This is a genomic window from Aureimonas sp. AU40 (assembly GCF_001463785.1).
In the GTDB taxonomy this organism is placed as follows: Bacteria; Pseudomonadota; Alphaproteobacteria; order Rhizobiales; family Rhizobiaceae; genus Aureimonas.
In genome coordinates, this window is the sequence record NZ_BBWL01000046.1 from 48,164 (window position 1) to 74,270 (window position 26,107).

Sequence of the window (26,107 nt, forward strand, 5' to 3'; positions counted from 1 at the left end):
CCAGCGTTTTCTATCATGCGTTATCCTCCTGATCAGAAGACGAGAACACGCCAGCTCATCGTCGAAACAGCCTCACGCGTTCTGCGAAGGGATGGCATCGCTGCGACCGGCATCGTCCCATTGATGCGCGAGCTTGGGATGACGCAGGGGGCGTTCTACAAGAACTTCGCCGATCGCGACGATCTCCTCGTCGCAGCTCTGACGTGGGCGTCAGAGGAGACCCGTGGCTTCATGGCAAGCTGGGCGGCGGCGGCCCGGGCGGATGGTATCGAGCCGATCGGGCGCATCGTCGAAGAATATCTCAGCAAGCGGCACCTCGATCATCCCGAGCGGGGATGCCTCGTCGCCGCGTTATTGGGCGAGCTGTGGCGTCACTCGTCGGCGGTGCGCCGCTGCGCCGAAGAGCAGTGCCTGCATCTTTTCGACGATGTTGCGTCCTACCTGCCGTTAGAACGACGTGAGAACGGCCGCGCCCTCTACTTGCTTATGGCCGGAACGATCTCGTCCGCTCGCTTGGCGAGTGACCGCGCCTCGCAGATCGCGACGCTTTCGGAAGGCCGGGAGGCGGCATCGAGATTGATCGAGATGATGTCGCCCCCGAAAGATCGGGCAGGATCGGATGGCCTGTCGGAACGCGATGGATCCGCGCGGTGAGGGGGTGCCGAGCGCCTTCGTAGGCATGAACCTTATTGTCGTGCTCGAACCAGATCGGCGGCCTGTCGATGACATGGCTTGCGTTCGGAAGGGCAGCGGATGTTTCGGAAGGGGTTAGGTCCGATCGATGGTGGATAGCTTGGGCGGACGGTCGAGACCCGATCCATCGCACGAGTGTTTCAGGTGTTCATCCGCTGAGAATGGAATGGACGGGGATCATCGGGTCCCACTTTGCTATCCGCAACGCGCCCAGCCAAACCTTCCCCAGCCTCAACTCATGGCCACGAGATGACCGCCGCCGACATCCGTCAGGGCAAGCCGAGCCGGCGGATCGCCGGCGCGCCTCACCGCGCTCGGAATGTCGCCGACGAGACGCGGGAAGGCGGCGCGGCGGCGGGCGGGATCGGGGATGGGGACGGATTCGATCAGGCGTCTCGTATAGGCATGGCGGGGGTTGCCGAAGACCTGCGAGGCCGTGCCCATCTCGACGATCTGGCCGAGATACATGACCGCGACGCGGTCCGAAATGTTCTCCACCACCGCCATGTCGTGGCTGATGAAGAGATAGGCGATACCGAATTCGCGCTGTAGCTCCTTGAGGAGTTCCAGCACCCGCTTCTGCACGGAGACATCGAGCGCGGAGACGCTTTCGTCGGCGATGATGAGCTTGGGCCGCAGCGCGAGCGCACGGGCGATGCAGATGCGCTGACGCTGCCCGCCGGAGAACTGGTGGGGGTAGCGGCGCATGGCATCGGTGGGTAGGCCGACCCGCTCGAACAGGGCGGCGACGCGCTCCTCGCGTTCGCGCGCCGAGCCGATCCCGTGGATCACCAGCGGCTCGGACACGAGGTCGCCGGCCCTCATGCGCGGATCGAGCGAGGCGAACGGGTCCTGGAAGATCATCTGCACGTCGCGCCGCAGCGCCTTGCGCTCAAACGTCGAGAGATCGTGCGCCGCGCGGCCCGCGACGGAAAGCTGACCCTCGTAGGGCACGAGCCCCGCAATGGCCTTGGCGGTGGTGGATTTGCCGCAGCCACTTTCGCCGACGAGGCTGAGCGTGCCCTGTGCCGGCACGTCGAAGGAGATGCCCGCGACCGCATGAACCTCGGCGACGGTGCGCCCGAACAGGCCGCCCTTGAGGGGAAAACGCACCGCGAGATCGCGGATTTCAGCCACCGGCGCGGGCTGCACGGCCGCCGCCTCGCGCCCGCCGCCGTCTCCCATACGCGGCACGGCCGCGAGCAGCGCCCTGGTGTAGTCCTCACGCGGCGCGGCGAAGAGCGGGGCCACCAGGCCGCCTTCCACCACCTGACCCTCTCGCATGACGATGACCCGGTCCGCCATCTCGGCGACGACGCCCATGTCGTGTGTGATGAGCATCAGCGCCGTGCCGCGCGTTTCTTGGATCTCCTTGAGAAGGCCGAGGACCTGCGCCTGGATCGTCACGTCTAGCGCGGTGGTCGGCTCGTCCGCGATCAGGACGTCGGGCTCCAGCGCCAAGGCCATGGCGATCATGACGCGCTGGCGCATGCCGCCGGAGAGCTCGTGCGGATATTGCCTGAGCCGTCGCTCGGCCTCGGGAATGCGCACGGCCCGCAGCGCCTCCAGCGCCATGCCAAGCGCCTCGGCCCGGCCGACATCGCGATGCGCCTCGATCGCCTCGGTGAGCTGGCGCCCGACTGTCAGGACCGGGTTCAGCGAGGTCATCGGCTCCTGGAAGATCATGGCGATCCGGTCGCCCCGCACCCGCCGCATCGCGCCCTCGGACAGACGCGTCAGGTCTTCCTCGCCGAGCCGGATCGCGCCCGAGGCGACGACCGGGCCGGGCTGCGGCAGGAGGCCCATGATGGCGAGCGCGGTCAGCGACTTGCCCGAGCCGGACTCGCCCGCGATGCACAGCGTCTCGCCGCGCGCGAGCTGGAAGGACAGGCCCTCCACCAGCACGCGCGCCTTCGCGACGCCGCCGACCGCGATCGACAGGGCCTCGACCGAGAGCACGGGATCGGCAGCGGGCGCCGGCGCAGCGACGCCGCCCGCCTCTGTTCGCGCTGGTTCCGCCCTCACTCGAACACGACCCGGGGGAAGTAGAAGGACACGACCCAGTTCGGCATGTCCACGATCTCGGAAATGCGAAGGTCGCCGCAGGTCGAGACCAGCATATAGGCGTCCACCGGGTTGAGATTGTAGCGGGCGGCCAGCAGTTCCACCATGTCCGCCACCGCCTGGCGGGCCCCTGTCATCAGATCGGGCCCGACGCCGGTCGTCACCTCGTAGCCCTTGCCGTCGAGATGGCGCGTCACCGGGCCGGGCGTGGTGAAGCGCGGCATGGCAAGGTTCGCGCCCTTCACGAGATCGAGCGTCAGGACGGCGTTCATCGGGCTTTCGATGGCCGTGCCGCAGACCTCGCCGTCGCCCTGCGCGGCATGGGTGTCGCCGACCGAGAAGAGGGCGCCCGCGACCTCCACCGGCAGATAGAGCGTGGTGCCCGCCGACAGGTCGCGGATATCGAGATTACCGCCGACCCGGCGCGGCGGCACGACGGAGTGAAGCCCCGGCTCGGCGAGGGCGTTGCCGATCGTCCCGGCGAAGGGCTTCAGCGGCACGCGCCCATGCGCACCGAAGGCGGCGGGCTCCAGGCTCTGCGCATCATAGGACCAGAGCGTGAGCGCGGGGTCGGGGAACTGATCGGTCAGGAGACCGAAGCCCGGGATGTTGGCCGTCCAGCCGAAGCCGGACGGTTTGAAGCCCTCGATCGTCACCTTCAGCGCGTCGCCCGGCTCGGCCCCTTCGACGAAGATCGGACCGGAAACCGGGTTGATCTTGCCGAAATCGAGCGCGGTGACGCTCTCGACGGTGGAGGCGGGCGTCAGCTGCCCGGCCGAAGAGTCCCGGCATTCGAACTCGATCGTCGCGCCGGGCACCACGCGCAGGGCCGGCTCGAACGTGTTGTCCCAGCCGAAATGGTGCTGGCGGCCATGGATCGTGTAGTCGCAGGCTTTGCACATCTCACTTCGCCTCGACATATCTGTAGTTCATCGGCGTGTTGACGGGGTCGATATACAGGGCGTCGTCGCCCCCCATCTTCTCCGAGCGCATCGTGTAGCGCTTCTCGTTGAAGACGGGGACCCAGGGCGCGTCGGCCATGACTTGCTTGTAGACCTCGCCCCAGGCGCTGGCGCGCTCAGCGGCCTTGGCCGGATCGACGATCGCATCGGCTGCGGCGGCTTTCTCGTCCAGCGCCTTGTTGCAGTATTTCGCCCAGTTCCAGCCACCATCGGCCGCGCCCGCGCAGCCCAGGATCGGGCCGTAGAAGTTGGACGGATCGGGGAAGTCGGCGATCCAGGCCATGCCGCCCGACCAGATCATCGGCGCGCCCTCGGCCGAGCCGCCGGCGGCGATGACATTGGCCTGCGCCAGACTCTGGATCGAGGCCTTGATGCCGATCGCGGCGAGGTCCTGCTGGATGGCCTGCGCGATGCGGGGCTGCGGATCGACATTGGCGACGAAGAGCTCGGTCTCGAAGCCGCTTTCGTGGCCGGCCTCCGCCAGAAGCTTCTTGGCCGCCGCCACATCGTACTTGTAGCCGTCGAAGCCCTGGACATAGCCGGGCATGGTCGGGGGCAGGGGCTGGTTGGCCGGCGTGGCGCGGCCGTTGATGATCTGGACGATGCGCTCCTTGTTGATCGCCATGTTGACGGCCTGACGCACCTTCAGATCGTCGAAGGGTGCGGCCTTGGTGTTCAGGGTGATGTAGCCGGTGTGGAGCTGCACGCCCTCCACCACCCGGGCGGCCTGATCGGGATTGCCCATGACTTCGCGGAACTTGGCCGGCGGAATGCCGTCGCCCGGCACGTCCACCTCGCCGTTCTGGACGCGCAGGAGCGAGACCACGGGCTCCTGGCCGATCTCGAAATTGATCCGGTCGAGCTTGGGCGCGCCCTCGCGGTAATAGTCGGCGTTCTTTTCGAGGACGAGGCGCTGGCCGAGCGTCCATTCCGTCAGCTTGAAGGCGCCGGTGCCGACGGGATGGCGGCCGAAATCGGCACCCGACTTCTCGACCTCCTCCTTCGGCACGATGAAGGAGAAGTTCAACGCCATGACCGAGAGGAAAGTCGCGTCGGGCCGCGACAGCGTCACTTCCACGGTCCTTTGATCGACGATCTTCACGCCGGAAAGCTCGCTCGCCGTGCCGCCCTGCACCGCGTCGAAGCCGGCGATGGAGCCGAGGAAGCCGGCGCCGGGCGACTGGGTGGCCGGGCTCACCGTGCGCTCGAAGGAGTATTTCACGTCCTCGGCCGTCATCGCGCGGCCGTTGTGGAATTTGACGCCGTCGCGCAGCTTGAAGGTGAAGACCTTGCCGTCGGGCGAGATCGTATAGCTTTCGGCCAGGCCCGGCCGCAGGGTCGCCGTGCCCGGCTCGTAGTCCATCAGCCCGTCGAACAGGGCCTTGATCATCGAGAAGTTCTGCCAGTCGTAGCCGATGGCCGGATCGAGCGTGGCGATGTCGTCCTTGTAGGTGACGGTGATCGCGCCGCCGCTCTGCGCCAGCGCGGCGGCGGGGGCGGCGAGAAGGGCGGCGGAAATGGCCAGCGCGGCGGCGCCCCGCTTGAGGAGAGAGGTCATGGTCGGCTTCCCTTTTACTGGAGCTTGATGCGAGGATCGACGAAGGGGGTGACGAGGTCGGCGAGGAGATTGCCGAGCACGATGGCGACCGCCGAGATCAGCGTGACGCCCATGATGATGGGCAGATCGACGCGCTGGATCGCCTGCCAGGCGAGCTGGCCGATGCCGGGCCAGCCGAAGACGCTCTCCACCACGACGATGCCGCTCATGAAGAGCCCGATATCGATGCCGATCATGGCGATGACGGGCAGGATGGCGTTGGGCAGGGCGTGTCGGCCTAGAATGGTCCAGCGCCTCAGGCCCTTGGCGCGGGCGGTGCGCATATAGTCCTGGCGCAGGACGTCCACCATGGAAGAGCGCATCATGCGCGCGTACCAGCCCGCTCCCAGAATCCCGAGGGTGAGCGCGGGCAGGACGAGATGGGAGAAGGTGCCGTAGCCGCCGATCGGGAACCAGCCGAGGCGCACGGCGAAGACATACAGAAGCAGCAGCCCGACCACGAATTGCGGCGCCGAGACGGTGACGAAGGAGGCGACCATCAGCGCGTGGTCGCTGGCCCGCCCGCGCCGCACGGCGGCGAGCATGCCCATGGTGAGGCCGAGCGCCAGCTCGCAGACGATCGCCGCCAGCATCAGGAGGAGGCTTGCCGGCAGGCGGGCCCAGATGAGGTCCGAGACGGCCGAGCGCTGCAGGTAGGAGCGGCCGAGATCGCCCTGGACGAGCTGGCCGAGATAGCGGGCATATTGCACGAAGAAGGGCTGATCGAGCCCGAGCTGGGCGCGAATATTGGCGACCTGGGCGGCGGTGGCGGTGCGCCCGGCGATCTGCCGCGCCGGGTCCGCCGGCAGGAGATAGAGCAGGGCGAAGGTGACGAGGCTGACGCCGAGAAGGATCAGGACGGCCTGGAACAGGCGGCGCGCGAGATAGATCGCCATCAGACGCGCCCCTGCTCGGTCGGATCGAGCGCGTCGCGCAGCGCATCGCCGACGAGATTGAAGGCGAGCGCCAGGAGAAGGATCGCCGCGCCTGGGAAGAAGACCAGCCAGGGGGCGGCCTGAAAATAAGTCTGGTTCTCGAAGATGATGTTGCCCCAGGATGCGTCCGGCGGCTGCACGCCCACGCCGAGAAAGGAGAGCGTCGCCTCCAGGAGAACCGTGGTCGAGATGCCGAGCGTGCCGTAGACGATGACGGTCGAGGTCAGGTGCGGCAGGACATGGCGGAAGAGAATGCGGGACGAACTCGCCCCCAGCGTCTTCTCGGCCTGGATGAATTCGCGCTCGGCGAGCGAGCGCGTTTCGGAATAAACGACGCGCGCCACCTGCACCCAGTTCACCAGCGCGATCACCAGCGCCACGATCCAGAGGCTCGGCCGCAGCACGGCGGCGAGGCAGATGGCGAGGAGCAGCGCGGGAAAGGCCATCATCAGGTCGGTGAAGCGCATCAGGACCGTGCCGAAAAACCCTCGGAAATAGCCCGCCGTGACGCCGACCAGCGTGCCGATCACCAGCGCCGCGCCATTGGCGACGATTCCGATGACGAGCGAGTTGCGCGCGCCGTAGAGGAGGCGCGAAAGCAGGTCGCGCCCGAGAAGGTCGGTTCCGAGCCAATAGGTGGCTGACGGTGGCAGGGGCGAGCCTTCCAGCGTCAGCCCGTCGAAGAACTGCTCGTTCGGATCGAAGGGCGCGACAAGGGGCGCGAAGATCGCCGACAGGCTTACCAGCGCGATGATGAGAAGGCCGAGCAGCGCCAGCTTGCGCGATAGGAGCCGGCGCAGGACGCTGTCTCCGCCGACGGGAGCGGATGGCGGCAGGGCGGCGGCCTCAGGCCCGACGAGGACGCTCATCCGAAGCCTCCCTGTTCTTGAGTTCCACGACCCGCCGCGCCGCCTCTTCCATTGTCACCTGCCAGCTCATCGCGAGCTGGCGGAGCTGGGCATAGGCCTTTTCGTCGCCGATGCCGGCACCGGAGCCAGCGGCGGCACCGGCGAGGGCCACCACCGCGCGCACCACGGTCTGACGCTCGGCAACGCGCTCGCGAAGGCTGGCGACTTCCCGTCCGAGCCTTCGCCGCTCGTCGAAGGCGCGCCGGGCGATGAGAAGGGCGGAATAGACGCCGGCATTGCCGACGGGCTTCACGATTTGCGCGTCGACCTGGCGCGACAGCGCCCATTCGATGCGCCCTGGCGCTTCCGAGCCGATCAGAGCGACGAGGGGCATCGGCGCCTCGCCGGGCTGCCAGGGGAACTGCTCGTCGAACCCATGATCGACGTCGAAGAACAGGAAGTCCGCCCCAGCAGCCGAGGCAGGCAGGTCCGGCCAAGCCTGCGCCACGTCCAGCCCGATCGCGCCGAGCTGGCGGATCAACCCTTCGATGGAGGCGTGCTCACGGTGCAGCACTAGGACCTTGGACCCGCCGAGATTGGGAATTCTCTCGCGGCGGTTCATCGCACCAGCCTCAGCGAGGGCCGGAAGGTCGCGGCCGGATCGTAATGCGAGAGGTAGGGGTCGGCACCGATGCAGCTGGGGCTTGCCTCCAGAAGCTCGAAACGGGTGCCGCGAATGCGCCCGATCTTGGCTGGCAGCTCGGCATGCTGAGTGCGCGCGTCGATGCGGATCGCGCCGAGCGCCGTTTCGTGCGGCCCGGCCGCCAGGGCACGGCGCACCGCGTCCGGCTCGTCGCCTCCCGCTGCCTCGATCGCGTCGGCAAGCACCGTCACCGCCGCATGGGCGGCCGCTTCGAAGGAGGAGCGCGGCCCCGGCGCGCCGTCGTGGATGAAAGGCAAGGAGGACAGATGCCCTTCGCCGAAGGGCGCGATCGAGGCGAGTTCGGCCTCGGTCAGGTTGCAGGAGACGATCGGGCGCCGCTCGGGGCGAAAGCGCTCGTCCTCCCGGCCGAGCGCCGCATAGGCCTCGTAAAAGGCGTAGGAGGAAGGACCGATCAGGTTGTTCAGGACGAAATCCGGCACGGTGGCGCGGATCTCGGCGACGAGCCGCCCCACATCGGTGTCGCCGAGCGGCAAGTAGCGCTCACCCCGCACCTCGCCGCCGGCATCCGCCACGAGGTCCCGGGCGATGCGGTTCATCTCCCAGCCCCAGATATAGTTGGAGCCGACGAGAAAGGCATCTCGGCCGTAGCGGGCGGCGACATGGGCCACCAGCGGCACGAGATGCTGGTTGGGCGCGGCGTTCATGTAGACGACGTGGTCGTTCGCCTCAAAGCCTTCGTAGGGCGCGGGATACCAGAGAAGGCCCCCATGCTTCTCCAGCACCGGGATCACCTCCTTGCGGCTCCAAGAGGTGATGCAACCAACGACATGTCGCAGCTTCGCCCCCGTCAGAAGCTCGGCGCAAAGCGGCGCATAGTGCTCGATCCGCCCGGCCGGATCGCAGTCCACGGCCTCGAACCGGATGCGGCGCGCCGGATCGGCGTTCACCGCCGCGATGGCGCCGTACACGCCCTCGCGGCAGGCTTGCCCGAGCCGCTCGTAAGAGCCCGACTGCGAGAAGAGGACGCCGATCCCAACGCTTTGCTTCAAGGGCTGTTGTTCCAAGCGAAACCCGTTCCAGAACGAAAAAGCCCTGCTGACCCTACGCGATGCTTGAACGCGTCGCGTAGGGTCAGCAGGGCTCGAATGCCATCCGGCGGACAGGGCCGGTATGAAGCAAGTCTGCGCTAACTTCGAAAGCGCGTCAAGCGATATGCTGAAATCTAAGGCGTGTATAAATTTTGAGCACGAGAGGTTTATGAAGGAACGGATTGTCGCTGCACCGCCCTTCAGGAGGACAGTCTACAGTTATGGCTTTCGACCTTTGCTGCAAGGACGGACTCTGGCCAAAGCTTCATGGGAGGGCTCAGGCTTTCTTGAGTTGCTTGGGCCGCTTTCGAAACAACTGCGCGTGAGCCCCGGTCACCGAGATCTGAGATTGGCCATCCGCACGAACAGGTGGCGGATCGCCCTCCTTATCTCAGGATCCCTGATGCGGGAAAGCATGTCCTCCACGGCTGGCTCGAGCACCGCCTCTTTCTCCGGGTTCCCTTCGTCGAGGGGCTCGCCCTCCATTCCTTCGAAGAAGAAGCTCGTTGGAACGTCCAGCGCCGTGGCCAGTCGATAAAGCGTGCTAGCGCTCACGCGGTTCTCGCCGTTCTCATATTTGCGAACCTGCTGATACGTGATGCCGAGATCTTCCGCGACGGACTGAAGCGATCGGCCCTGATCCAAGCGACGCCGCTCGATCCGCTTGCCCAGATGGATATCGATCGGGTCATTGCTCAAGGTCTGCGATCCTCAAGGGCTTTTTCAGATTACAATCACTAAGTCTGCATGATCAACAACTTAAGATTATGATCCGGCCACCCCAGAGAGTGGACATTGCGACGGAAGCTTTGTACGACTAACCGTTTTGTGATGAAAGTCGATTATGCCTGATATGCTCTGGGGTTGTCATAATGGTGAATGACCCTGAGACCGATGAGGCTGTCCGTGATCTGATCGGAATCTGGAACTGGCAGGTCAGCAGCAATCTGGTGATCGCCTGCGAACGCGTCTGCGAGTACATCAATGTGCCCGCCGAACTTGGCCGGCATGGGATGAGCCCGGAGCGTTTTATCGCCGCGATCCATCCCGACGATCGAGCGGCGCTCGATGAGGTCGTCAAGATGGCGATCGAGGCGGGAGACTCCATGGTGGTCGAGTACCGGCTTCGCAGCACGCTGCATGGCACGCGGCGGGTCCGCTCCCAAGGCCGCTGCTTTCGAACCCCCGCTGGGCGTCTTACCCATATCTCCGGGTATCTGACGGACATCGAACGTTCTCAGCCCTCGAAGCTCGAACATGAAGGCCAAGAGCCGGAACGAACTCTCGTCGATCTTCTCACAAAGGCCCGTGAGTTGGCTGCGTCACTCGATTACGGCATGGTGGGTGCGCTGATCGATGCCACTCTTCTGGAAACCGGCTTCCAGATCGCCGCGCGCCTCCTGGAAGAGGAAAGCTGATCTCGTGCGCCGAGCGGAAAAGCAAGACAGCTCCCCCTGATCGGCCCCTCCGAACCGAGGTGCAGCTCTACAGAAATTACTCGGCGAGAATGCCTGTCTCCAAACTGAACAGGGCTGGCTTAGGGCTCTTATTGCCGAGTGTGGGGTTCAAAAGCCGGTTTTAAATCGCTTTGCCTTGCTGGCAGGTCCTGTCAGCGGAGCCATACGGCGACTTAAAGTCCATCGGGGGATTGGTGAGGGCTATGCGCTCAGGCGCTCGAAGCTGTCGTCGCTATTGAGATCCATATCAAAGCCGGTCGCTCGCCGCTGGGTCGGAAGCGAGGTCGATCTCCGACCTTCAATCGCCGAGGGGATGGCTTTGGGTTCGATGCTGGTGGCCGTCTTGTCTTCGTGACGCGATACCGGAGTGACCGCCTGGAAAAGGGAAGGGGATTTTGCCGATCCTGTGAGTTTGAAGAACCCGGCACTCTCTTCCAGCCGGCCCGCCTCGGCCGAGAGCTGTGCGGCGGTGGCGGACATTTCGTTGGCCGCTCCAGCGTTGGACTGGGTGACCTGATCGAGTTGCTGGATCGCCTGGTTGATCTGATCGATGCCGACAGACTGCTCTCGGCAAGCGGCTGAGATTTCGGATACGAGATCGGCTGTCCGCTGAATGTCGGGCACCAGGGCATCCAGCATTTGGCCCGCCTCTTCCGAGGTCAGAAGCGTTTGAGCCGACAAGGTGCCGATCTCCTGCGCGGCGGCCTGCGACCGCTCGGCCAGCTTGCGAACCTCGGATGCGACAACGGCGAAGCCTTTGCCATGGGGACCTGCCCGTGCGGCCTCGATGGCGGCGTTCAGCGCCAGCAGGTCAGTCTGCCGGGCTATCTCCTGAACCACCGAGATTTTCTGGGCGATCGTGCGCATGGCTTCCACCGAAGCCGCCACCGCGACGCCGGTCCGCTGTGCGCTGCTGGATGCCTGTCCTGCGATCTTTTCGGTTTGGCTCGCATTATCGGCGTTTTGACGCACGTTGGCCGACATTTCTTCGATCGCAGCGGACGCCTCTTCCGAGGCTGCTGCCTGTTCGGTGGAGCCTGATGACAGCTGCTCCGCGGTAGCCGCCGATTGGCTCGAACCGGATGCGACCTGGCTGGCTGACGTGGTCACCGACAAGGCAATCCCCGACAGTTTTGCGCTCATCATGTTCATGGCGCGCAGCAGGTCGCCGATCTCGTCCGATCCCTTCGCGTCAACACGCTGGGAGACGTCACCTTCGCCGATGGCGTTGGCCAAGCCAACGGCCTTGCTCAAGCCGCGTGTCACCGACAACGCGATCCACGTTGCAGCGCTAGCGCCCACGGCCATGCCACCCGCGATCAGACACAGGAGCCAAATCCATGTCGCGTCGTAGCTGCTATCGGAATCGGCGATGAACTGCTGGGCTTGCGCTCCGGCTTCCTTGACCAGCTCATCCAGACGCTGGGACGTGGCGACTGCCAGAGGGATCTGCTTTTTGTTGGCAAGGTCGGTCGCCTTGGCCAGCCAGTTGTCGACGCCGACATCCGCAGACGCCCTCATCCCGCTGAATGCCTTGGCCCAGGCGGCTCGCAGAGTTTGAACATTGGGAGCCAGAGCAGGAAAGCGTAGGCCGAGCTGGTCGATGCCAGCTTTGATTTGATCATCGAGTTCGTTCAGCCGGCTGCTGGCAGCCGCGATGTCGGCGTCGACATCATAGGCAAGCGCCTTCGCCATCTGGATCCGCGCATCGAGAACGGAAGTGACAAGCCGCTGGATAGCCTCTTGCATGGCCAACGCGTCCAGCGATGCCGAAGCGGGACCAGCCTGGAGGGCTTCCAGCTGTTGCCTCACCGCGCCGACCGTCGCTTCGCTTTCCAAGAGTCCGTTGGTGGTCGCGGAGGCGTCGGCCTTTTGCCCGAACAGGAAGGTCTGGTCGGATACTGATTTCAGCTCCGTGAGCATCGGCTCGATATCTTTGAAGAGCTCGCGTCCTTCGGGGCGCATGGCGCGCAGGACGTCCTTCAGGTTCGTGTCGACGTCCATCCAGTTTTTGTCGTACTCGGCAACCGTCGTCTTCAGTTTTTCGGGGTCGGCGGTGAAGAAGGAGGTGAGAATGTCACGCCGGATGGTCTCGAGATTTGTCTGGATTTCTTTGCTGTTCTCGACCTGCTGAAAAGGCTGTTCGGCAAAGGCGTGCAGCATTCCGTTCGTATTCTTGACGGACGCCAAACCAAAATAGCCGACTGCGCCGGTCACAACCAGAAGGGTCCCGAAGCTCGCAGCGAGCTTAAGCTTCATGTTCAGTCGCATGGTCGAGATCCCAGAATGCTAAGCAGACGAGATAAGATGGCGCCCAAATGATTAGCATTCACTGAAACGTGAGCTTCTGCGCAGATCGTTAAAACGATGGCTGGCAAAGCTTGGGGGCGAAAGCGCTCCGAACGATGGAAGACACTGTCTTCGATGAGGGGGCTCGAGCGAACCCGCAAGGCAAGCGCGTTCGAGCCAAGGAATGCAGACACGTTTGGAAACGGTTGGATCAGCACATCGGACGGCCAGCAACGAAGCCTGCCTTTGAACTATCCGTCGGTTGCAGGCAACGGATGGAATGATGCGCCTGTTCGTGACTGCGGCTCGAACTGCGGAACGGGTAGATCCGCGGTACTGACCCGGTCGCGGCCCGCTTCCTTGGCGCGGTAAAGCGCCCGATCCGCCCGTTTGATCGCCTGGTCGAGGTCTTCTTGCTGGCGGCGCATGGCAAGGCCGATGCTCACCGTGAAGGGAATCGCGGCCTCTCCGATCTGGACCGCCTTTTCCTTGGCCGCGAGGCGAATGCGTTCGGCCAGCGCTTCGGCGTGCTGGTCGGAACTGATGTCAGTCGCAACCAGGAACTCCTCGCCGCCCAGACGCACCAGGAGGTCCGATGGTCTGACGATATGGCTCATGCGTCCGGCGAATGCGCGCAGCACCTCGTCGCCGCCGTCATGTCCGAAACGGTCGTTGATCTGCTTGAAGTGGTCGAAGTCGATCAAAAGGAGCGTGCGCACCGAGGCGCCCTTTCCGATCGCGTCCGCCAGCCCCGATCGGTTGAGTGTGCCCGTCAGAGGATCGCGGTGAGCCGTTCTCAGGACGGTGCGATAGTCGCGTTCGCCAACCATGGCGATCACAGCCAAAGTGAAGACGATCGTCACGAGGTGATCGGTGAGGAGGAACAAGGACTCACCCGCATCGCCAGCCAGCCATCGGTTGCCGGTAAACGTCGTTATGAGGATCGCCGCGATGTTCAAGAGGACGATCCCGCCCGAGATGCTGCGAGGACCGAACAAACCAACCCGTCCCGCGATGACATAGACGACCTGGGCGGTGCTGGCGACGCAATAGGTGAGCAGCGCCATGCGCTCGGCGGTTTCCCAATCCCTCGTCAAAACACCGGTGATAACGCATAGCGCCAGCGGGGCGGGGAGCAGCGCGCCCAGCGTTCTCGTGATCGGCGGCTTGCCATCGAAGATGCGATAGCCACCCCACATGACGATATTGGCGACGTTCAGGACCGTGAAACCGAAACCGTTCCAGAGCGGCGTGTCGGGAGCGAACGGGAACAGCGAGTTCATCAAGCCGTAGATCAGAAGTCCGCAGCCCCAGAAGCCGAGACAGGCGTCCTTTCGCTGGTTCAGCCACAGCGTGAAGCAAGTTGCGCCGCAAACGAGGTTGACGAAGGCGTCGGTGAAGTGAAGCGTTGCGTTATCCATAAGCCTTGGCCCACTCGCCCTCTCGGATCGTCGTCGCCGCGCCTTCGTATGCGATATCGTCGGCTGCCAGCGGCGGCGCATCGACGACGGCCCGTGAGGTCGCCACGTCGATCGGGCCAGGCCGTCCGAACAGGAAGCCCTGCAGCTCCTGGCAGCCGACCTCTTCCAGGAAGCGAACCTGAGAGATCTCCTCGATTCCTTCCGCGATCACAGGCATGTCGAGGCTGTTCGACAGGCTCATGATAGCGCGAACGAAGGCCTGGGCCTGAGAATCATTGGCAAGCTCCCGGGTGAAGGATCGGTCGAGCTTGAGGCGGTCGAACGGGAAGAGACGCAGCGTCTCGAGCGAGGAGTAACCCGTGCCGAAATCGTCCATCGCCACGGCGATGCCCATCGCTTTGATCCGGCGCAGGATGTCGAGCGCGCGGACCCGGTCGTCGATCACGGCGGACTCGGTGACCTCGAGCTCCAGCCGTGACGGTGCCAGACCGGTCCGCGTCAGGATCGCCATCACCCGTTCGGGAAGTGCGGGATCATTGAGCTGGATCGGCGACAAATTCACCGCGACACGTGGAAGATCGGAGACGACCGCGTCACGGCATGCTTGCTCCAACACCCATTCGCCAAGGCGGACGATGGCCCCGCAAGTTTCAGCGATGGGGATGAAAACGCCGGGCGAGATGGGGCCGCGCTGGGGATGGGTCCAGCGCAGGAGCGCCTCGAAACCGGAAACCACGCCGGAACGGGTGCAGTGCTGGGACTGGTAGTGGACGTGGAACTGGTCCGTCGCATCGAGTGCGGTCCAGATATCGGCGATGAGCACGCGCCGCTCCCGTGCCGCCTCGTCCATCCGAGGCTCGAAGAAGCAGACGGATGTCTCGAGGGATGCCTTGGCACGATACATCGCGAGATCGGCTTCCATCATCAGCTCATCGCGCCGTCTTGCATCGCGGGGATAGCAGGCAACGCCGATGCTGGCGTTCGGTATCAAGCGGCAGCCGGGTAGCTCTATCGGACGGTTCAGCGCCGTTCCCAGTCGTTCGAGGAACTCGTCGAGCTCGTTCCGATCACGGTAGTGCTTGAACGCGGTGAACTCGTCGCTGCCGAAGCGTGACACCAGCTCGCCCTCGAACAGTCGGCTCGCCATACGCCCGGCCAAGGCCCGCAGAAGGGCGTCGCCGATCGCATGACCATGCGTATCATTGATGGTCTTGAACCCGTCGAGATCGATGTTGATGACCGCGAGGCAACGGTCGTGACCTTCGGCCTTCTCGGCGTCTTCTCCGCTATTCCGGCCCTCGGTCTGGGCCTCGGCTTCCAGGGCGGCCAGAGACGCATCCAGGCGCTCCAGGAAATGGGCCCTGTTGGGAAGGCCCGTCAGCGTATCGTGCCGTGCGACATGCGCCAGATGCTGCGCGTTGTGCACATACTCCGTGCGGTCGCGCGTTATCTTTCCGAAGCCCAGGAGCGAACCGTCCTCTCGAAAGATCGGATCGATCACGACATGAGCGAGGAACGAGCTGCCATCCTTGCGGTATCTGGGTCCTTTCTCCTCGAACCGCCCCTCGCTAAGGGCCGTGGCGAGGTTGCGATCCGGGATACCTGCCGCTCGTTCGGCCTCGCCGTAGAAGCGCGAGAAATGGGCGCCGACGATCTCGTGGGCCGCGTAGCCCTTCAGTCGTTCGGCGCCGACATTCCAGTTGGCGACGGTCCCGTCCGGGTTCAGCATGTAGATGGCATAGTCCGTGATGCCGCGAACCATGAGTTCGAAGACCCGCTCCGAGGCCTCTGCTTTGGCAACCAGCCCTTGCCGTTCGATGGCTTGCACCAGAAGTTCGGTGACGTCGTTGAAGATCAGAACCGACCCGCCATCGGGCAGCGGTTCGCAGGCGACGCTGATCGTTCGATCGTTGCCGATCGCCATTTCGACATGCGTGCGAACGCCTCTGGCGAACCAATCTTCGTGCAGGGCGAGAACGCGATCGATCCTTGCTTCGTCCCAGCCCATCAGGCGGCAATTGCCCCGAACGAATGTTCGCCAAGGCGTATGGGGTGGGACAGGAACAGGCGAGAGCCCGACAATGCGGAAGAACCGGTCGTTGGCGATGTCGACCGTGCCGTCGGCGGCGATCGTCATGAGACCGTTCGACATATGGGCTAGAGTTGTCGCCAGACGTGCGCCGTGGCGGCGTTCATCGTGGACCCGGATCACGCAGACGCAAATCGTGATGCCGACCACGAACAGCGTTACGTCCATCAAAGTGATCGCGGTGCCGAACACCTCGTCGTCGATGCCGGATGCGTAGGTTCCGGGCTGGGGCGTGATGCGTATCGCCGTCATGGCCAGAAAATGCACGAGCAGCACGCCAGAAACGATCAGGATGCAGCTTAGCGGTCGGAATACGGATCTTTGAGGCAGCGCACGTGCGCTTCCCAGAAGCAAGGCGCCCAGCCCAGCAAGCCCGATTTGAAGGTCGATGGGGTGGTCCACCGAGCATCCTCGCAGGGCGGCCATGCCGGTGGAATGCGTAACGGCGATGCCTGCGCCCGCCAGCGCGCCCAACAGAAAGCGTGTCTTTGCACGAAGCGCATTGATCGAAAGGGCGAGAGGGCCGCCTACCAGGACGATTGCAATGAGTGCTGACCCGGCAACCATCTCCGGATCGTAGCTCAACGGATAGTCCGACCGGTATCCGAGCCTGGCAAGAAAATGGGCCGCCCACACCCCCAGCCCGCCGACAAGAGCGATCAGACCAGCGCGTTGGAGCCGTCGGGAGAGGGTCCCCTCATGCACTTGGCCGAGCAGAGTCTCCAACAGCCAAGCCATCAGCGTACACACGCCCAGCACGAGGGCTGCGTAGACAAGCGCGTGGGTGCTGGAGACGAACTGTGCTAAGGTGCCCATATAGGCAGTGATGCATATCCCGTCCTAGCATTTGGTATAGAACAATGCTTTACAATTTTTGATTGAAGATTTTCCGAAGCGAATGTCGATGGCAGGTGCTATCGGCGGTGCGCAAGTCAACGACGAATCTGCATCCCCTTGGAACGATACGCCGGCAAGAAATTTTCAAGATGAATTGGAATAAACTTCTAAAACAGTCTTCGTTCTGATCAGGAAGAATTTACGGTCTGGATTTTGACAATCATTTATTTGGTTAGATTTACCGATTTAATTTAGACCAGAAAGTAAAAATGATTTTTGAGACCGGATTTTTGATTTAATCCCATCAAGAATCTTTTGTCGAACCCAAGAAAACACGCCTGCTGTGGATTGAAGATACCACCCCAACACCTGCTATCTGGATCTAAGGGCGCAGCGTCATCTTGCTGTAAGGAGGGGACTGGATGCCGCGATTGGGCGGGCCGACCTCGCGCTCCACCGCGCGAAGGTCCCGGCTCGTCGCCTCATCGCCGTTTGAGGCCGACAATAACCCTCCTGCCAATGAGCTTTCTCTCTCCCTCTGGAAAGTATGGGCTGCTCCTCACGAGCAAAAGTCCAAATGATCCCAGCAGCGCGCTTGGATGAAGCGTATGATCGAAACGATATCATGAGCAATAGAATGGTTTACTTCTAGGATGCTGTGGCGACGCGTCCCCCATCTCACGGATGCTTGGGATAGCTGGAGAGGTCGGGTGACATGGTCTGGCCAGAAAACAGCTTGGCGGCCAGGTTCCGGACGGTTGGTCGGCTCGCGACGCCCAGTACCCGATGTAGAAGGTGGATGCCGAGCCGGCTGCGCGGATGCATCAGGCGCGGGGCGATCTTCGGCACGCCTTGCGCATCGTCCACCATCGGACGCATCTTGGCCTCGTATTCGCTGAGGGCGGCGGCCACATCGTCGCTGCGGTCGAGTTCCGCGGCCAGGACATAGGCCCCCGTCACGGCCAGCGTCGTGCCGATGCCGGCAAGCGGCGTCGCGCACCAGGCGGCGTCGCCCGTCAGAACCACGCGGCCCTTCGACCAGCGCTTCATCCGCACCTGACGCAAGACGTCGAAGTAGAAGTCGTACGTGCTTTCCATTCCTGCGAGAATGCGCTCGGACTGCCACCCGGCATCCGCGAAGCGCTCGCGCATATAGGCTTTCTGGCGTTCGGCATCCCACTTGTGCTCGCCGTTCGGTGCCTGCTGAATGGCGAGGTTGGCGCGCGTCGTTCCATAATTGTCAGGCCGCAGCGAGAGGCTCCGGCCCCCCGTCGCGTTGTACCAACGCCACATCCGGTTATCGCCCGGCACGTGGGGAATGGTGAAGTATGCGATCGTCAGATTCATCCATCGCGGATCGTTCTCGTCGGGAAACATCAACTCGCGCGTCTTCGATCCGACCCCTTCTGCGACGACCACCAGATCGTAGCTCTCGGTCGCGCCGCCAGCGAAGGTGACGATCGCCCGCTCGCCGTCATCGCCGATGCGCTCGATCCTGTCGCCGAAGCGGAACGCGGCATGCTCGCGCGCCGACTCGTAGACGAGACGCGCGAGGTCGCCGCGCAGGATCTCCATCTCGGCGGTCGGGCCGTCGCTTCCCAGTTCTTCGAGCGAAAACTCCGCCACGACCTCGCCGTCCGCGTCGACCCAAGTCGTTCCCTCCTCGCCGGTGCCCCGCTCGAGCGCGGTCCGCTCCAAACCCATGCGGCGCAGCACCTCTCGGCCGACATCGCGTACATCGACATTCTGACCGCCATCGCGGAACTCGGGGGCACGTTCGACCACCGTGACGTCGTTGCCCAGACGGCTCAGCCACCACGCTGCGGTGTTCCCGGCGATGCTGGCGCCGGAGACGAGAATACGACGTGGCATGGGACAGGCTCCTACGGACCAACAATATCATGCATGATGTATACCGGATTCAGGATCGGTCAAGATTGACGATCAGCCGCCCGAGTAGCCCGACCAGATCGGCGGTCTCCTCGGGCGAAAAGCCCTCGAGGCCTTTCGCGTTGCCGGCAACCAGCGCTTCGCCGCCAATGCGAGCCGCCTCCCTTCCGGCCTCAGTGAGTTCGACCACCGATGCGCGTCGGTCGCTCCGCGACGGCGAGCGGGCGATCAGGGACATCGTCTCCAGCCTGTCGAGCAGGGCCACCATGGCCGGCTGCCTGACGGCCGACGAGCGGACGAGATCGCGTTGCAGCAGCGGTCCCTTCCATGACAGAAGAAGGAGCGGTCCGATCAGGGACATGGTGAGGCCATGCGGCTTGAGCGCCGCGTCCACCCCGCGGTTGAAGGCGCGGGCGGCGTGATTGGCGAGGTATCCCGGCGCGGTCGCGGCATCGGGATGAATGTCGTCCTTGTCCTGCATGAGAGCCACCTGCGCCTTCGGAATCGATCTCGTCGTCCCCGAAGTCGCGTAGTTCACGCGGTGGATTGCTACAAGGTTCGCCGAACACAAGGACGGAAAAGAACCGGCCCCTTCGTCGGCACGGCCGCAACGGCTGTTTCCCGCCCCGTTGCAGTCTGATGCGAGCCGACAGAAGCGAACCGTCTTGCCGTCCGATCTCGATACGCAACCGCTTCGAAACGCCCCGGCAACTCGACCGTGAAGGGTTCGCAATCGAGCAGCCGGCGGCATTCGAACGACGCTGTTCATTCTCGGAAAACCAACCCGGCAAGTGACGCTCGCCGCCTTTCCGAATGGTGCTAAGTGCCGCTTATCGCGACAGTGTTTGTCGCCCAAGCCATTTCCACTCAGGATTGTCTACCATGCGCCTTTCCATCAAATTGCGCCTCGCATTGAGTTTCGGTGCTCTGCTCGTTTCCGCCTGTGCCATCAACGTGCTCTGCATCCACGCCCTCGCTCCGGCCGGGCAAACCAGCTACGACAGCACGCAGATGACCCTTTTCGCAGCCATGACCGCCGTGATGGCTATGGGTGTCACTCTGGCAGCCTGGATCATCGGCTTCTTGACGAGTGGCATCCGCCAACTCGCGGAGAACATGGATCGTATCGCGAACGGCGATCTGTCGCAGCGCATCGTCCATTCGCGCCGCGACGAACTCGGAGACCTTCTGACCCGCCTGTGTCAGACCCGGCTCCGGTTGTCGGGAACGGTTCATGCCGTGCAAGGCGCGGCCATGCAGGTCGCATCGGGCTCGCAGCAGTCCCTCGCGACGGCGACTCAGCTTTCCTCCGGCTCCACCGAGCAGGCCGCCGCCTCCGAGCAGGCGTCCGCCGCGATCGAGGAGATGACCGCCAACATCCGCCAGAACGCCGACAACGCCTCCACCACCGAGAAGATCGCCGCCCAGGCCGCCGAACATGCCGGCACCACGGGCGCGGCGGTGGCGCAGTCCACCGAGGCCATGCGCGCCATCGCCGAGAAGATCGCCGTGGTGCAGGAGATCGCCCGTCAGACCGACCTCCTGGCCCTCAACGCCGCGATCGAGGCGGCTCGTGCCGGCCAGCACGGCAAGGGGTTTGCGGTGGTGGCCTCGGAGGTGCGCAAGCTCGCCGAGCGCAGCCAGGCGGCGGCGGCCGAGATCGGCGACCTCTCGTCCCGCACGCTGGTGGTGGCGGAGGATGCCGGGGCGCGTCTGGAGCGGCTGGTTCCGGACATCCGCAAGACGGCGGAGCTGGTGTCGGAGATTTCGGCGGCGTGCCGGGAGCAGTCGATCGGCATCGAGCAGATCAACCAGGCGATCGGGCAGCTGGATCAGGTGACGCAGTCGAACGCCGGGGCGGCCAACGAGATGGCGGCCACCGCCGATCAGCTGTCCACCGAGGCGGGCCGGCTGGAAGATCGGATGGCCACCTTTCATCTCAACGATGGCGAAGCGCGGATCATTCTTGCGGGGATGGAGGAGGGCAAGACAGGCGATGCGCTGCAAGCCCTGGCGGAGGACTTCGTGGCGCAACAGCAGCAGAGGGCGCCCGCGCAGCAGGACCGTTTCGTGCCACAGCTTCGCGCTGCTTGAACCGAGAGCATCCGGCGAAACCCGATGGGGTCGGCTGGCCGGGTCGTCCGGCCGCTGACATCGTGGTCTGCCCCTCGGCAATGCGCTGGGCGCTCTTGCCGCCGGTCTGGTGATCGATCACGGGCCGGGCTCGCACGGTTCTCTTGACAGCGGCGCTCCTTCCGCTGGCCGCGCTGGGCCTTGTCCTTCGCCGGCGCCCTTCCCGGAACGCGGGTGGAGGCCACCTTACCACAGCGGAGCGAAGAACGATCTGCGCGGTGGCATCAACCCCTTGATCAGCACCTGTGGTTCGTTCGACGCGGTCATGGACTTCGACCGGCTGCTCGCCGAACCAGCGCGCCCAATGCGGCTGCTCCCGACCTTCGACTGCGGCGACCGCCTGCATCCCGGCAACGCCGGAAACAAGGCCATGGCCGACGCCATCGACCTCGACACCATCCTCGGAGACGCACCATGAAAATCGACCTTTCCGGCAAGACCGCCCTCGTCACCGGCTCCACCGCCGGCATCGGCTTCGCCATCGCACTGGGCTTGGCGAGAGCCGGCGCGCATGTCGTGCTGAACGGCCGTGACGCGGCGCGGACTGAGGCCGCCGTCGCCAAGCTGAAGGCCGAGGCACCGGAAGCCGAGGCGAGCGGCGTCGCCGCCGATGTCGGCACGGCTGACGGCTGCGACGCGCTGGTGGCCGCGCTCCCGGCGGTCGACATCCTCGTCAACAATGCCGGCATTTTCGGCCCGCAGGACTTCTTCGACACGCCCGATGCGGAATGGGAGCGCTTCTTCGCGGTCAATGTCCTGTCCGGAGTGCGCCTGTCGCGCGCCTATCTGCCGGGCATGCAAGCGGCGGGGTGGGGCCGCGTCCTGTTCCTGTCCTCCGAGTCCGGTCTCAACATCCCGGTGGAGATGATCCATTACGGCGTGACCAAGACGGCCGACATCGCCCTTTCGCGCGGCCTCGCCAAGCGCATGGCGGGCACAGGGGTGACGGTGAACGCCATCCTGCCGGGCCCGACCCTGTCGGAGGGGGTGGCCGAAATGCTGGCGGGCGAGGTCGAGAAGACCGGCAAGCTGATCGAGGAGGTCGCGGCCGACTTCGTCAAGGCGCATCGCTCGACCTCGATCATCCAGCGCGCCGCCACCGTCGAGGAAGTCGCCAATCTCTGCGTCTATGTCGCCTCGAAACAGGCCTCGGCCACGACCGGCGCGGCGCTGAGGGTCGATGGCGGCGTGGTCGATACGATCACCTGAGGGTCAGGCGCCTCGCACGAGCAGGTCGGGCGGAGCGCGTGCGCCTTCATGGTGCCGCCGCCTCAGAGGCTTGGAGCATGCCTTCGCAATAATCGATCTGCTCGCTGAGGGAACGGTCGCGGCGGTCGCAAGGCCGCCCGGCCATTATCCCCATTCGGCGTCGAACCCAGCCGGATCGCCTTCGCGCGCAATGGCCGCCGGCCAGGGCGCGAAGGGTCCGGCGTGAAGTCTGCCTATGCCCTGGAACGGGCCTTCGCCGTCGCCCACCGAGCTCTCGCCTGCCGGGAAGCGCCATGGCCCTTTCCTGTCATCGCCCGACCCCGCCGCCACCCGCTCGCGGCGGCATATCGCGGGCGCGAAGATTGTGACCGGTGGAGGGGTGGTCATCCCCACCGTAAAATCATATGTCGGCCTTGCGATTCCATCGAAGGTGTCACGCCGTCCGGCGGCCCGGCTCGTCGCCGCCCGTGAAGCGTTCGTTTCGATCTCATGTCGGTTCAGTCTTCCGGTGTCCGCCTTGCCGACGCCGCGCCCGCCCGCCGCAATTTCCGCACCGTCGCCCTCATCGTCGCCAGCGCCATGTTCATGGAGCAGCTCGACGCCACCATTCTGGCGACGGCGCTGCCCACGATGGCGCGCGACTTCGGCGTCGGCGCGCCCTCAATGAGCATCGCGCTCACCTCCTATCTCATCAGTCTGGCGGTGTTCATTCCCGTCAGCGGCGCGGTGGCCGACCGCTGGGGCTCGCGCACCGTGTTTCGCGCCGCGATCGGTGTCTTCGTCGTCGGCTCGCTTCTCTGCGCGCAGGCGCCCTCGCTGGGCTTTCTCGTATTCGCGCGGCTTTTGCAGGGGCTCGGCGGGGCGATGATGATGCCGGTCGGGCGCCTTGTGCTCCTGCGCTCGGTGGAGCGGCGCGACCTCGTCTCGGCCATGTCCTGGCTGCTCGTGCCGGCCCTGATCGGGCCGATCCTCGGGCCGCCGGTCGGCGGCCTCATCGTCACCTATGCCGACTGGCGCTGGGTCTTCTACATCAACGTGCCCATCGGCCTCATCGGCATGGTGCTCGTCAGCCTCTTCATCGAGGAGACGAAGGGGGAGCGAACCGGGCCGTTCGATGCCGTCGGCATGGTTCTGTCGGGCTTGTCGCTGGGATCGCTCCTGTTCGGTTTCGAGAGCGCCAGCCGCGAGGGCGAGGGGCTGATGGCGCTGGCGCTGGTGGCGGTCGGCCTCGTCGCCGGCGCGCTCTATCTGCGCCATGCCAAGCACCATCCCGCGCCGATCCTCGATCCCGCCCTGATGCGCGTGCCCTCGTTCGGCACCTCGGTGATCGCGGGTTCGCTGACGCGCATAACCCAAGGGGCGCAGCCGTTCCTCCTGCCGCTGATGATGCAGCTCGGCTTCGGCCTGTCGGCGGCGACGAGCGGCCTCATCACCATCGCCACCGCGATCGGCTCGCTGATGATGAAGGCGCTGGCGCCCCGGCTGCTGCGGCGCTTCGGATTTCGCAACGCGCTGGCGGTGAACGGCATCGTCGCGGCGCTTCTCTATGGCGCCTGCGCCTTCTTCCGGCCGGACTGGCCGCTGCCGCTGATCTTCGGCGTTCTGGTCTGCTGCGGCTTCTCGATGTCGTTCCAGTTCACCGCCTACAACACGGTGGCCTACGACCGGATCTCGTCGGCGCAGATGAGTTCGGCGACGAGCTTCTACACGACCTTCCAGCAGCTGATGCTCTCGCTCGGCATCTGCGTGGCGGCGCTCGCGCTTCACGGCTCGATGAATCTCCAGCGTCACGACGTACCCGAGCTTTCGGACTTCTCGGTCGCCTTCGCGGTGGTGGTGGCGATCTCGCTGGTGGCGACGATCTGGAACCTGCGCTTCTCCGTGGACGCCGGCCGCGAGATCAGCGGCCACGGCCATGTGGCCGAGAGCGTGAAGCGCCCCGCCGCCGAGGCCAGCGAGGCGTTGGAACACGCCCGCTAACGGCGGCGTCTCGCGGGGGCGCGGTCTCGTCTCGGACGCGACCCCGCCTCGAACGCTCGCTCGGACGGCTTTCGGCCGATAGATTTCCGGTCCCTCCAGACCCGTCCGGTCCGGACCGCATGGGGCGGGCGATGGCGCTCGGGCGCGGGCAAAACTGAACTTATGACGCCGCCGCCCCTTGCGCGGGGCCAAGTGGGATGGTTTGAGGCGGCTTCCTCCTCGCACCGACTTGGAATTCCAGCATGATCCGCCTTGAGAGCATCGGCAAGCAGAACGGCAAGCAGATCGTCTTCATCGAGGCGTCGGCGGCCCTTCAGCGCGGCGAGAAGATCGGCCTCGTCGGCCCCAATGGCGCGGGCAAGACGACGCTGTTTCGCATGATCACGGGTCAGGAGCTTCCGGACGAGGGGCAGGTCTCGGTCGATCGCGGCGTGACGATCGGCTATTTCAGCCAGGATGTCGGCGACATGGCGGGCCGCAGCGCGGTGGTCGAGGTGATGGACGGCGTCGGGCCGGTCAGCGCGCTGGCCGCCGAGATGGCGGAGCTGGAAGCGGCCATGGCCGATCCGGCCCAGGCCGACGCGATGGACGAGATCATCGCCCGCTACGGCGAAGTGCAGGGCAGCTACGACGAGCTCGACGGCTATGCGCTGGACGGGCGCGCCCGCGAGGTGCTGGACGGGCTCGGCTTCAGCCAGGCGATGATGGACGGCGATGTGGCCAAGCTTTCGGGCGGCTGGAAGATGCGCGTGGCGCTGGCCAAGATCCTCCTGATGCGCCCCGACGTCATGCTCCTCGACGAGCCGTCGAACCATCTCGACATCGAAAGCCTGATCTGGCTGGAGAGCTTTCTCAAGGGCTTCGACGGCGCCGTCCTGATGACGTCGCACGATCGCGAATTCATGAACCGCATCGTCGGCAAGATCATCGAGATCGATGGCGGCGCGCTGACCTCCTATTCCGGCGACTACGAGTTCTATCAGCAGCAGCGCGCCATCGCCGAGGTGCAGCAGCAGGCGCAGTTCGAGCGCCAGCAGGCGATGCTGGCCAAGGAAGTCGCCTTTATCGAGCGCTTCAAGGCGCGCGCCAGCCATGCCGCGCAGGTGCAGAGCCGGGTGAAGAAGCTCGACAAGATAGAGCGCGTCGAGCCGCCCAAGCGCCAGCAGACGGTGCGCTTCGAGTTTCAGCCGGCGCCGCGCTCGGGCGAGGATGTCGCGACGGTCAAGGGCGTCCACAAGCGCTATGGCGACCGCACGATCTATGACGGGCTCGATTTCCAGGTGCGCCGGCGCGAACGCTGGTGCGTCATGGGCGTGAACGGCGCGGGCAAGTCGACGCTGCTCAAGCTGATCGCCGGCGCCTCGGAGCCCGATTCCGGGACGGTGGCGCGGGGGCCGAGCGTCAAGATGGGCTATTTCGCCCAGCATTCGATGGAAGTGCTCGAGGGCGAGCGCACGGTTCTCCAATCGCTGGAAGACAATTTTCCGCAGGCGGGGCAGGCGTCCTTGCGCGCGCTCGCCGGCTGCTTCGGCTTTTCCGGCGACGAGGTCGAGAAGAAATGCCGCGTCCTGTCGGGCGGCGAGAAGGCACGGCTGGTCATGGCCAAGATGCTGTTCGATCCGCCGAACTTCCTCGTCCTCGACGAGCCGACCAACCATCTCGACATCGCCACCAAGCAGATGCTGGTCGAGGCGCTGTCGCGCTTCGAAGGCGCCATGCTCTTCGTCAGCCACGACCGCCATTTCCTGGCGGCGCTGTCCAACCGCGTGCTGGAGCTGACACCGGAAGGCCCACATCTCTATGGCGGCGGCTATTCCGAATATGTCGAGCGCACCGGCCAGGAAGCGCCGGGGTTGCGCAGCTAAAGCGCCTTCTCGCGCTGACCCTTCAGAAGGCACAAGCTCTGCGGCGCGCGAGGTCGTCCAGGGCGACCTGGAAACCTTGCGCGCAT

At 64.8% G+C, this 26,107-nt stretch carries 20 protein-coding genes; 7 read left to right on the forward strand and 13 right to left on the reverse strand.

Going from position 1 to position 26,107, the window contains the following annotated elements:
* The first annotated feature begins 15 nt into the window (after positions 1 to 15).
* On the forward strand, positions 16 to 654 hold the full coding sequence (locus tag AUL32_RS18135; RefSeq protein ID WP_082659804.1) for a TetR/AcrR family transcriptional regulator: 639 nt from the start codon (positions 16 to 18) through the stop codon (positions 652 to 654).
* A gap of 270 nt (positions 655 to 924) precedes the next feature.
* On the opposite strand, the gene AUL32_RS18140 is transcribed toward AUL32_RS18135, so the two are convergent.
* The 8 genes from AUL32_RS18140 to AUL32_RS18175 all read right to left on the reverse strand — a co-directional run bounded on the left by AUL32_RS18140 (position 925) and on the right by AUL32_RS18175 (position 9,550).
* Positions 925 to 2,718, reverse strand: coding sequence for an ABC transporter ATP-binding protein (locus tag AUL32_RS18140; protein ID WP_082659806.1), 1,794 nt, complete (start codon positions 2,716 to 2,718; stop codon positions 925 to 927).
* Positions 2,715 to 3,659, reverse strand: coding sequence for an acetamidase/formamidase family protein (locus AUL32_RS18145; protein ID WP_062118085.1), 945 nt, complete (start codon positions 3,657 to 3,659; stop codon positions 2,715 to 2,717). The genes AUL32_RS18140 and AUL32_RS18145 overlap by 4 nt, the downstream gene beginning before the upstream one ends.
* A gap of 1 nt (position 3,660) precedes the next feature.
* Positions 3,661 to 5,277, reverse strand: coding sequence for an ABC transporter substrate-binding protein (locus AUL32_RS18150; RefSeq protein ID WP_062118089.1), 1,617 nt, complete (start codon positions 5,275 to 5,277; stop codon positions 3,661 to 3,663).
* A 14-nt stretch (positions 5,278 to 5,291) separates the two neighbouring features.
* A complete protein-coding gene (locus AUL32_RS18155; protein ID WP_062118091.1) occupies positions 5,292 to 6,212 on the reverse strand; it encodes an ABC transporter permease in 921 nt (306 codons plus the stop codon).
* Entirely contained in the window at positions 6,212 to 7,120 is a 909-nt protein-coding gene (locus tag AUL32_RS18160; protein WP_062118094.1) for an ABC transporter permease, read from the reverse strand. The genes AUL32_RS18155 and AUL32_RS18160 overlap by 1 nt, the downstream gene beginning before the upstream one ends.
* The gene (locus tag AUL32_RS18165; protein ID WP_062118097.1) at positions 7,098 to 7,721 is read right to left on the reverse strand and encodes an ANTAR domain-containing response regulator; all 624 of its coding nucleotides are present in this window, start codon (positions 7,719 to 7,721) and stop codon (positions 7,098 to 7,100) included. The genes AUL32_RS18160 and AUL32_RS18165 overlap by 23 nt, the downstream gene beginning before the upstream one ends.
* Positions 7,718 to 8,812 (reverse strand): transporter substrate-binding protein, encoded by a 1,095-nt coding sequence (locus tag AUL32_RS18170; RefSeq protein ID WP_062118100.1) that lies wholly within the window; start codon positions 8,810 to 8,812, stop codon positions 7,718 to 7,720. The genes AUL32_RS18165 and AUL32_RS18170 overlap by 4 nt, the downstream gene beginning before the upstream one ends.
* A gap of 372 nt (positions 8,813 to 9,184) precedes the next feature.
* Entirely contained in the window at positions 9,185 to 9,550 is a 366-nt protein-coding gene (locus AUL32_RS18175) for a helix-turn-helix domain-containing protein (RefSeq protein ID WP_062118103.1), read from the reverse strand.
* Positions 9,551 to 9,723: 173 nt separating this feature from the next.
* Here AUL32_RS18175 and AUL32_RS18180 point away from each other — a divergent pair, with 173 nt between their 5' ends.
* Positions 9,724 to 10,269, forward strand: a complete 546-nt coding sequence (locus AUL32_RS18180) for a PAS domain-containing protein (RefSeq protein ID WP_062118107.1) — start codon at positions 9,724 to 9,726, stop codon at positions 10,267 to 10,269.
* Between the two features lie 240 nt (positions 10,270 to 10,509).
* Here the strand turns inward: AUL32_RS18180 and AUL32_RS18185 are convergent, their stop codons facing one another.
* The 5 genes from AUL32_RS18185 to AUL32_RS18210 form a co-directional block, all read right to left on the reverse strand.
* Positions 10,510 to 12,579 carry a HAMP domain-containing methyl-accepting chemotaxis protein gene (locus AUL32_RS18185; protein WP_062118110.1) on the reverse strand — a complete coding sequence of 690 codons (2,070 nt, stop codon included), beginning with the start codon at positions 12,577 to 12,579 and terminating at the stop codon, positions 10,510 to 10,512.
* A 269-nt stretch (positions 12,580 to 12,848) separates the two neighbouring features.
* Positions 12,849 to 14,018 carry a GGDEF domain-containing protein gene (locus AUL32_RS18190; RefSeq protein WP_062118113.1) on the reverse strand — a complete coding sequence of 390 codons (1,170 nt, stop codon included), beginning with the start codon at positions 14,016 to 14,018 and terminating at the stop codon, positions 12,849 to 12,851.
* Positions 14,011 to 16,923 carry a bifunctional diguanylate cyclase/phosphodiesterase gene (locus tag AUL32_RS18195; protein ID WP_082659810.1) on the reverse strand — a complete coding sequence of 971 codons (2,913 nt, stop codon included), beginning with the start codon at positions 16,921 to 16,923 and terminating at the stop codon, positions 14,011 to 14,013. The genes AUL32_RS18190 and AUL32_RS18195 overlap by 8 nt, the downstream gene beginning before the upstream one ends.
* Positions 16,924 to 17,622: 699 nt before the next feature.
* Entirely contained in the window at positions 17,623 to 18,816 is a 1,194-nt protein-coding gene (locus AUL32_RS18205) for an FAD-dependent monooxygenase (protein ID WP_062118121.1), read from the reverse strand.
* 49 nt (positions 18,817 to 18,865) lie between these two features.
* A complete protein-coding gene (locus AUL32_RS18210) occupies positions 18,866 to 19,315 on the reverse strand; it encodes a MarR family winged helix-turn-helix transcriptional regulator (RefSeq protein WP_062118124.1) in 450 nt (149 codons plus the stop codon).
* 401 nt (positions 19,316 to 19,716) lie between these two features.
* Here AUL32_RS18210 and AUL32_RS18215 point away from each other — a divergent pair, with 401 nt between their 5' ends.
* From AUL32_RS18215 to AUL32_RS18235, 5 genes are all read left to right on the forward strand, one after another.
* Positions 19,717 to 20,928, forward strand: a complete 1,212-nt coding sequence (locus tag AUL32_RS18215) for a methyl-accepting chemotaxis protein (RefSeq protein ID WP_062118127.1) — start codon at positions 19,717 to 19,719, stop codon at positions 20,926 to 20,928.
* A 271-nt stretch (positions 20,929 to 21,199) separates the two neighbouring features.
* A complete protein-coding gene (locus AUL32_RS18220) occupies positions 21,200 to 21,385 on the forward strand; it encodes a hypothetical protein (protein WP_062118130.1) in 186 nt (61 codons plus the stop codon).
* 2 nt (positions 21,386 to 21,387) lie between these two features.
* On the forward strand, positions 21,388 to 22,176 hold the full coding sequence (locus tag AUL32_RS18225; RefSeq protein WP_441294111.1) for an SDR family NAD(P)-dependent oxidoreductase: 789 nt from the start codon (positions 21,388 to 21,390) through the stop codon (positions 22,174 to 22,176).
* A gap of 489 nt (positions 22,177 to 22,665) precedes the next feature.
* Positions 22,666 to 24,156 (forward strand): MDR family MFS transporter, encoded by a 1,491-nt coding sequence (locus AUL32_RS18230; RefSeq protein WP_062118136.1) that lies wholly within the window; start codon positions 22,666 to 22,668, stop codon positions 24,154 to 24,156.
* A gap of 242 nt (positions 24,157 to 24,398) precedes the next feature.
* Positions 24,399 to 26,021: an ABC-F family ATP-binding cassette domain-containing protein gene (locus tag AUL32_RS18235; RefSeq protein WP_062118138.1), complete on the forward strand. Its 1,623-nt coding sequence runs from the start codon at positions 24,399 to 24,401 to the stop codon at positions 26,019 to 26,021.
* The last annotated feature ends 86 nt before the right edge of the window (positions 26,022 to 26,107 follow it).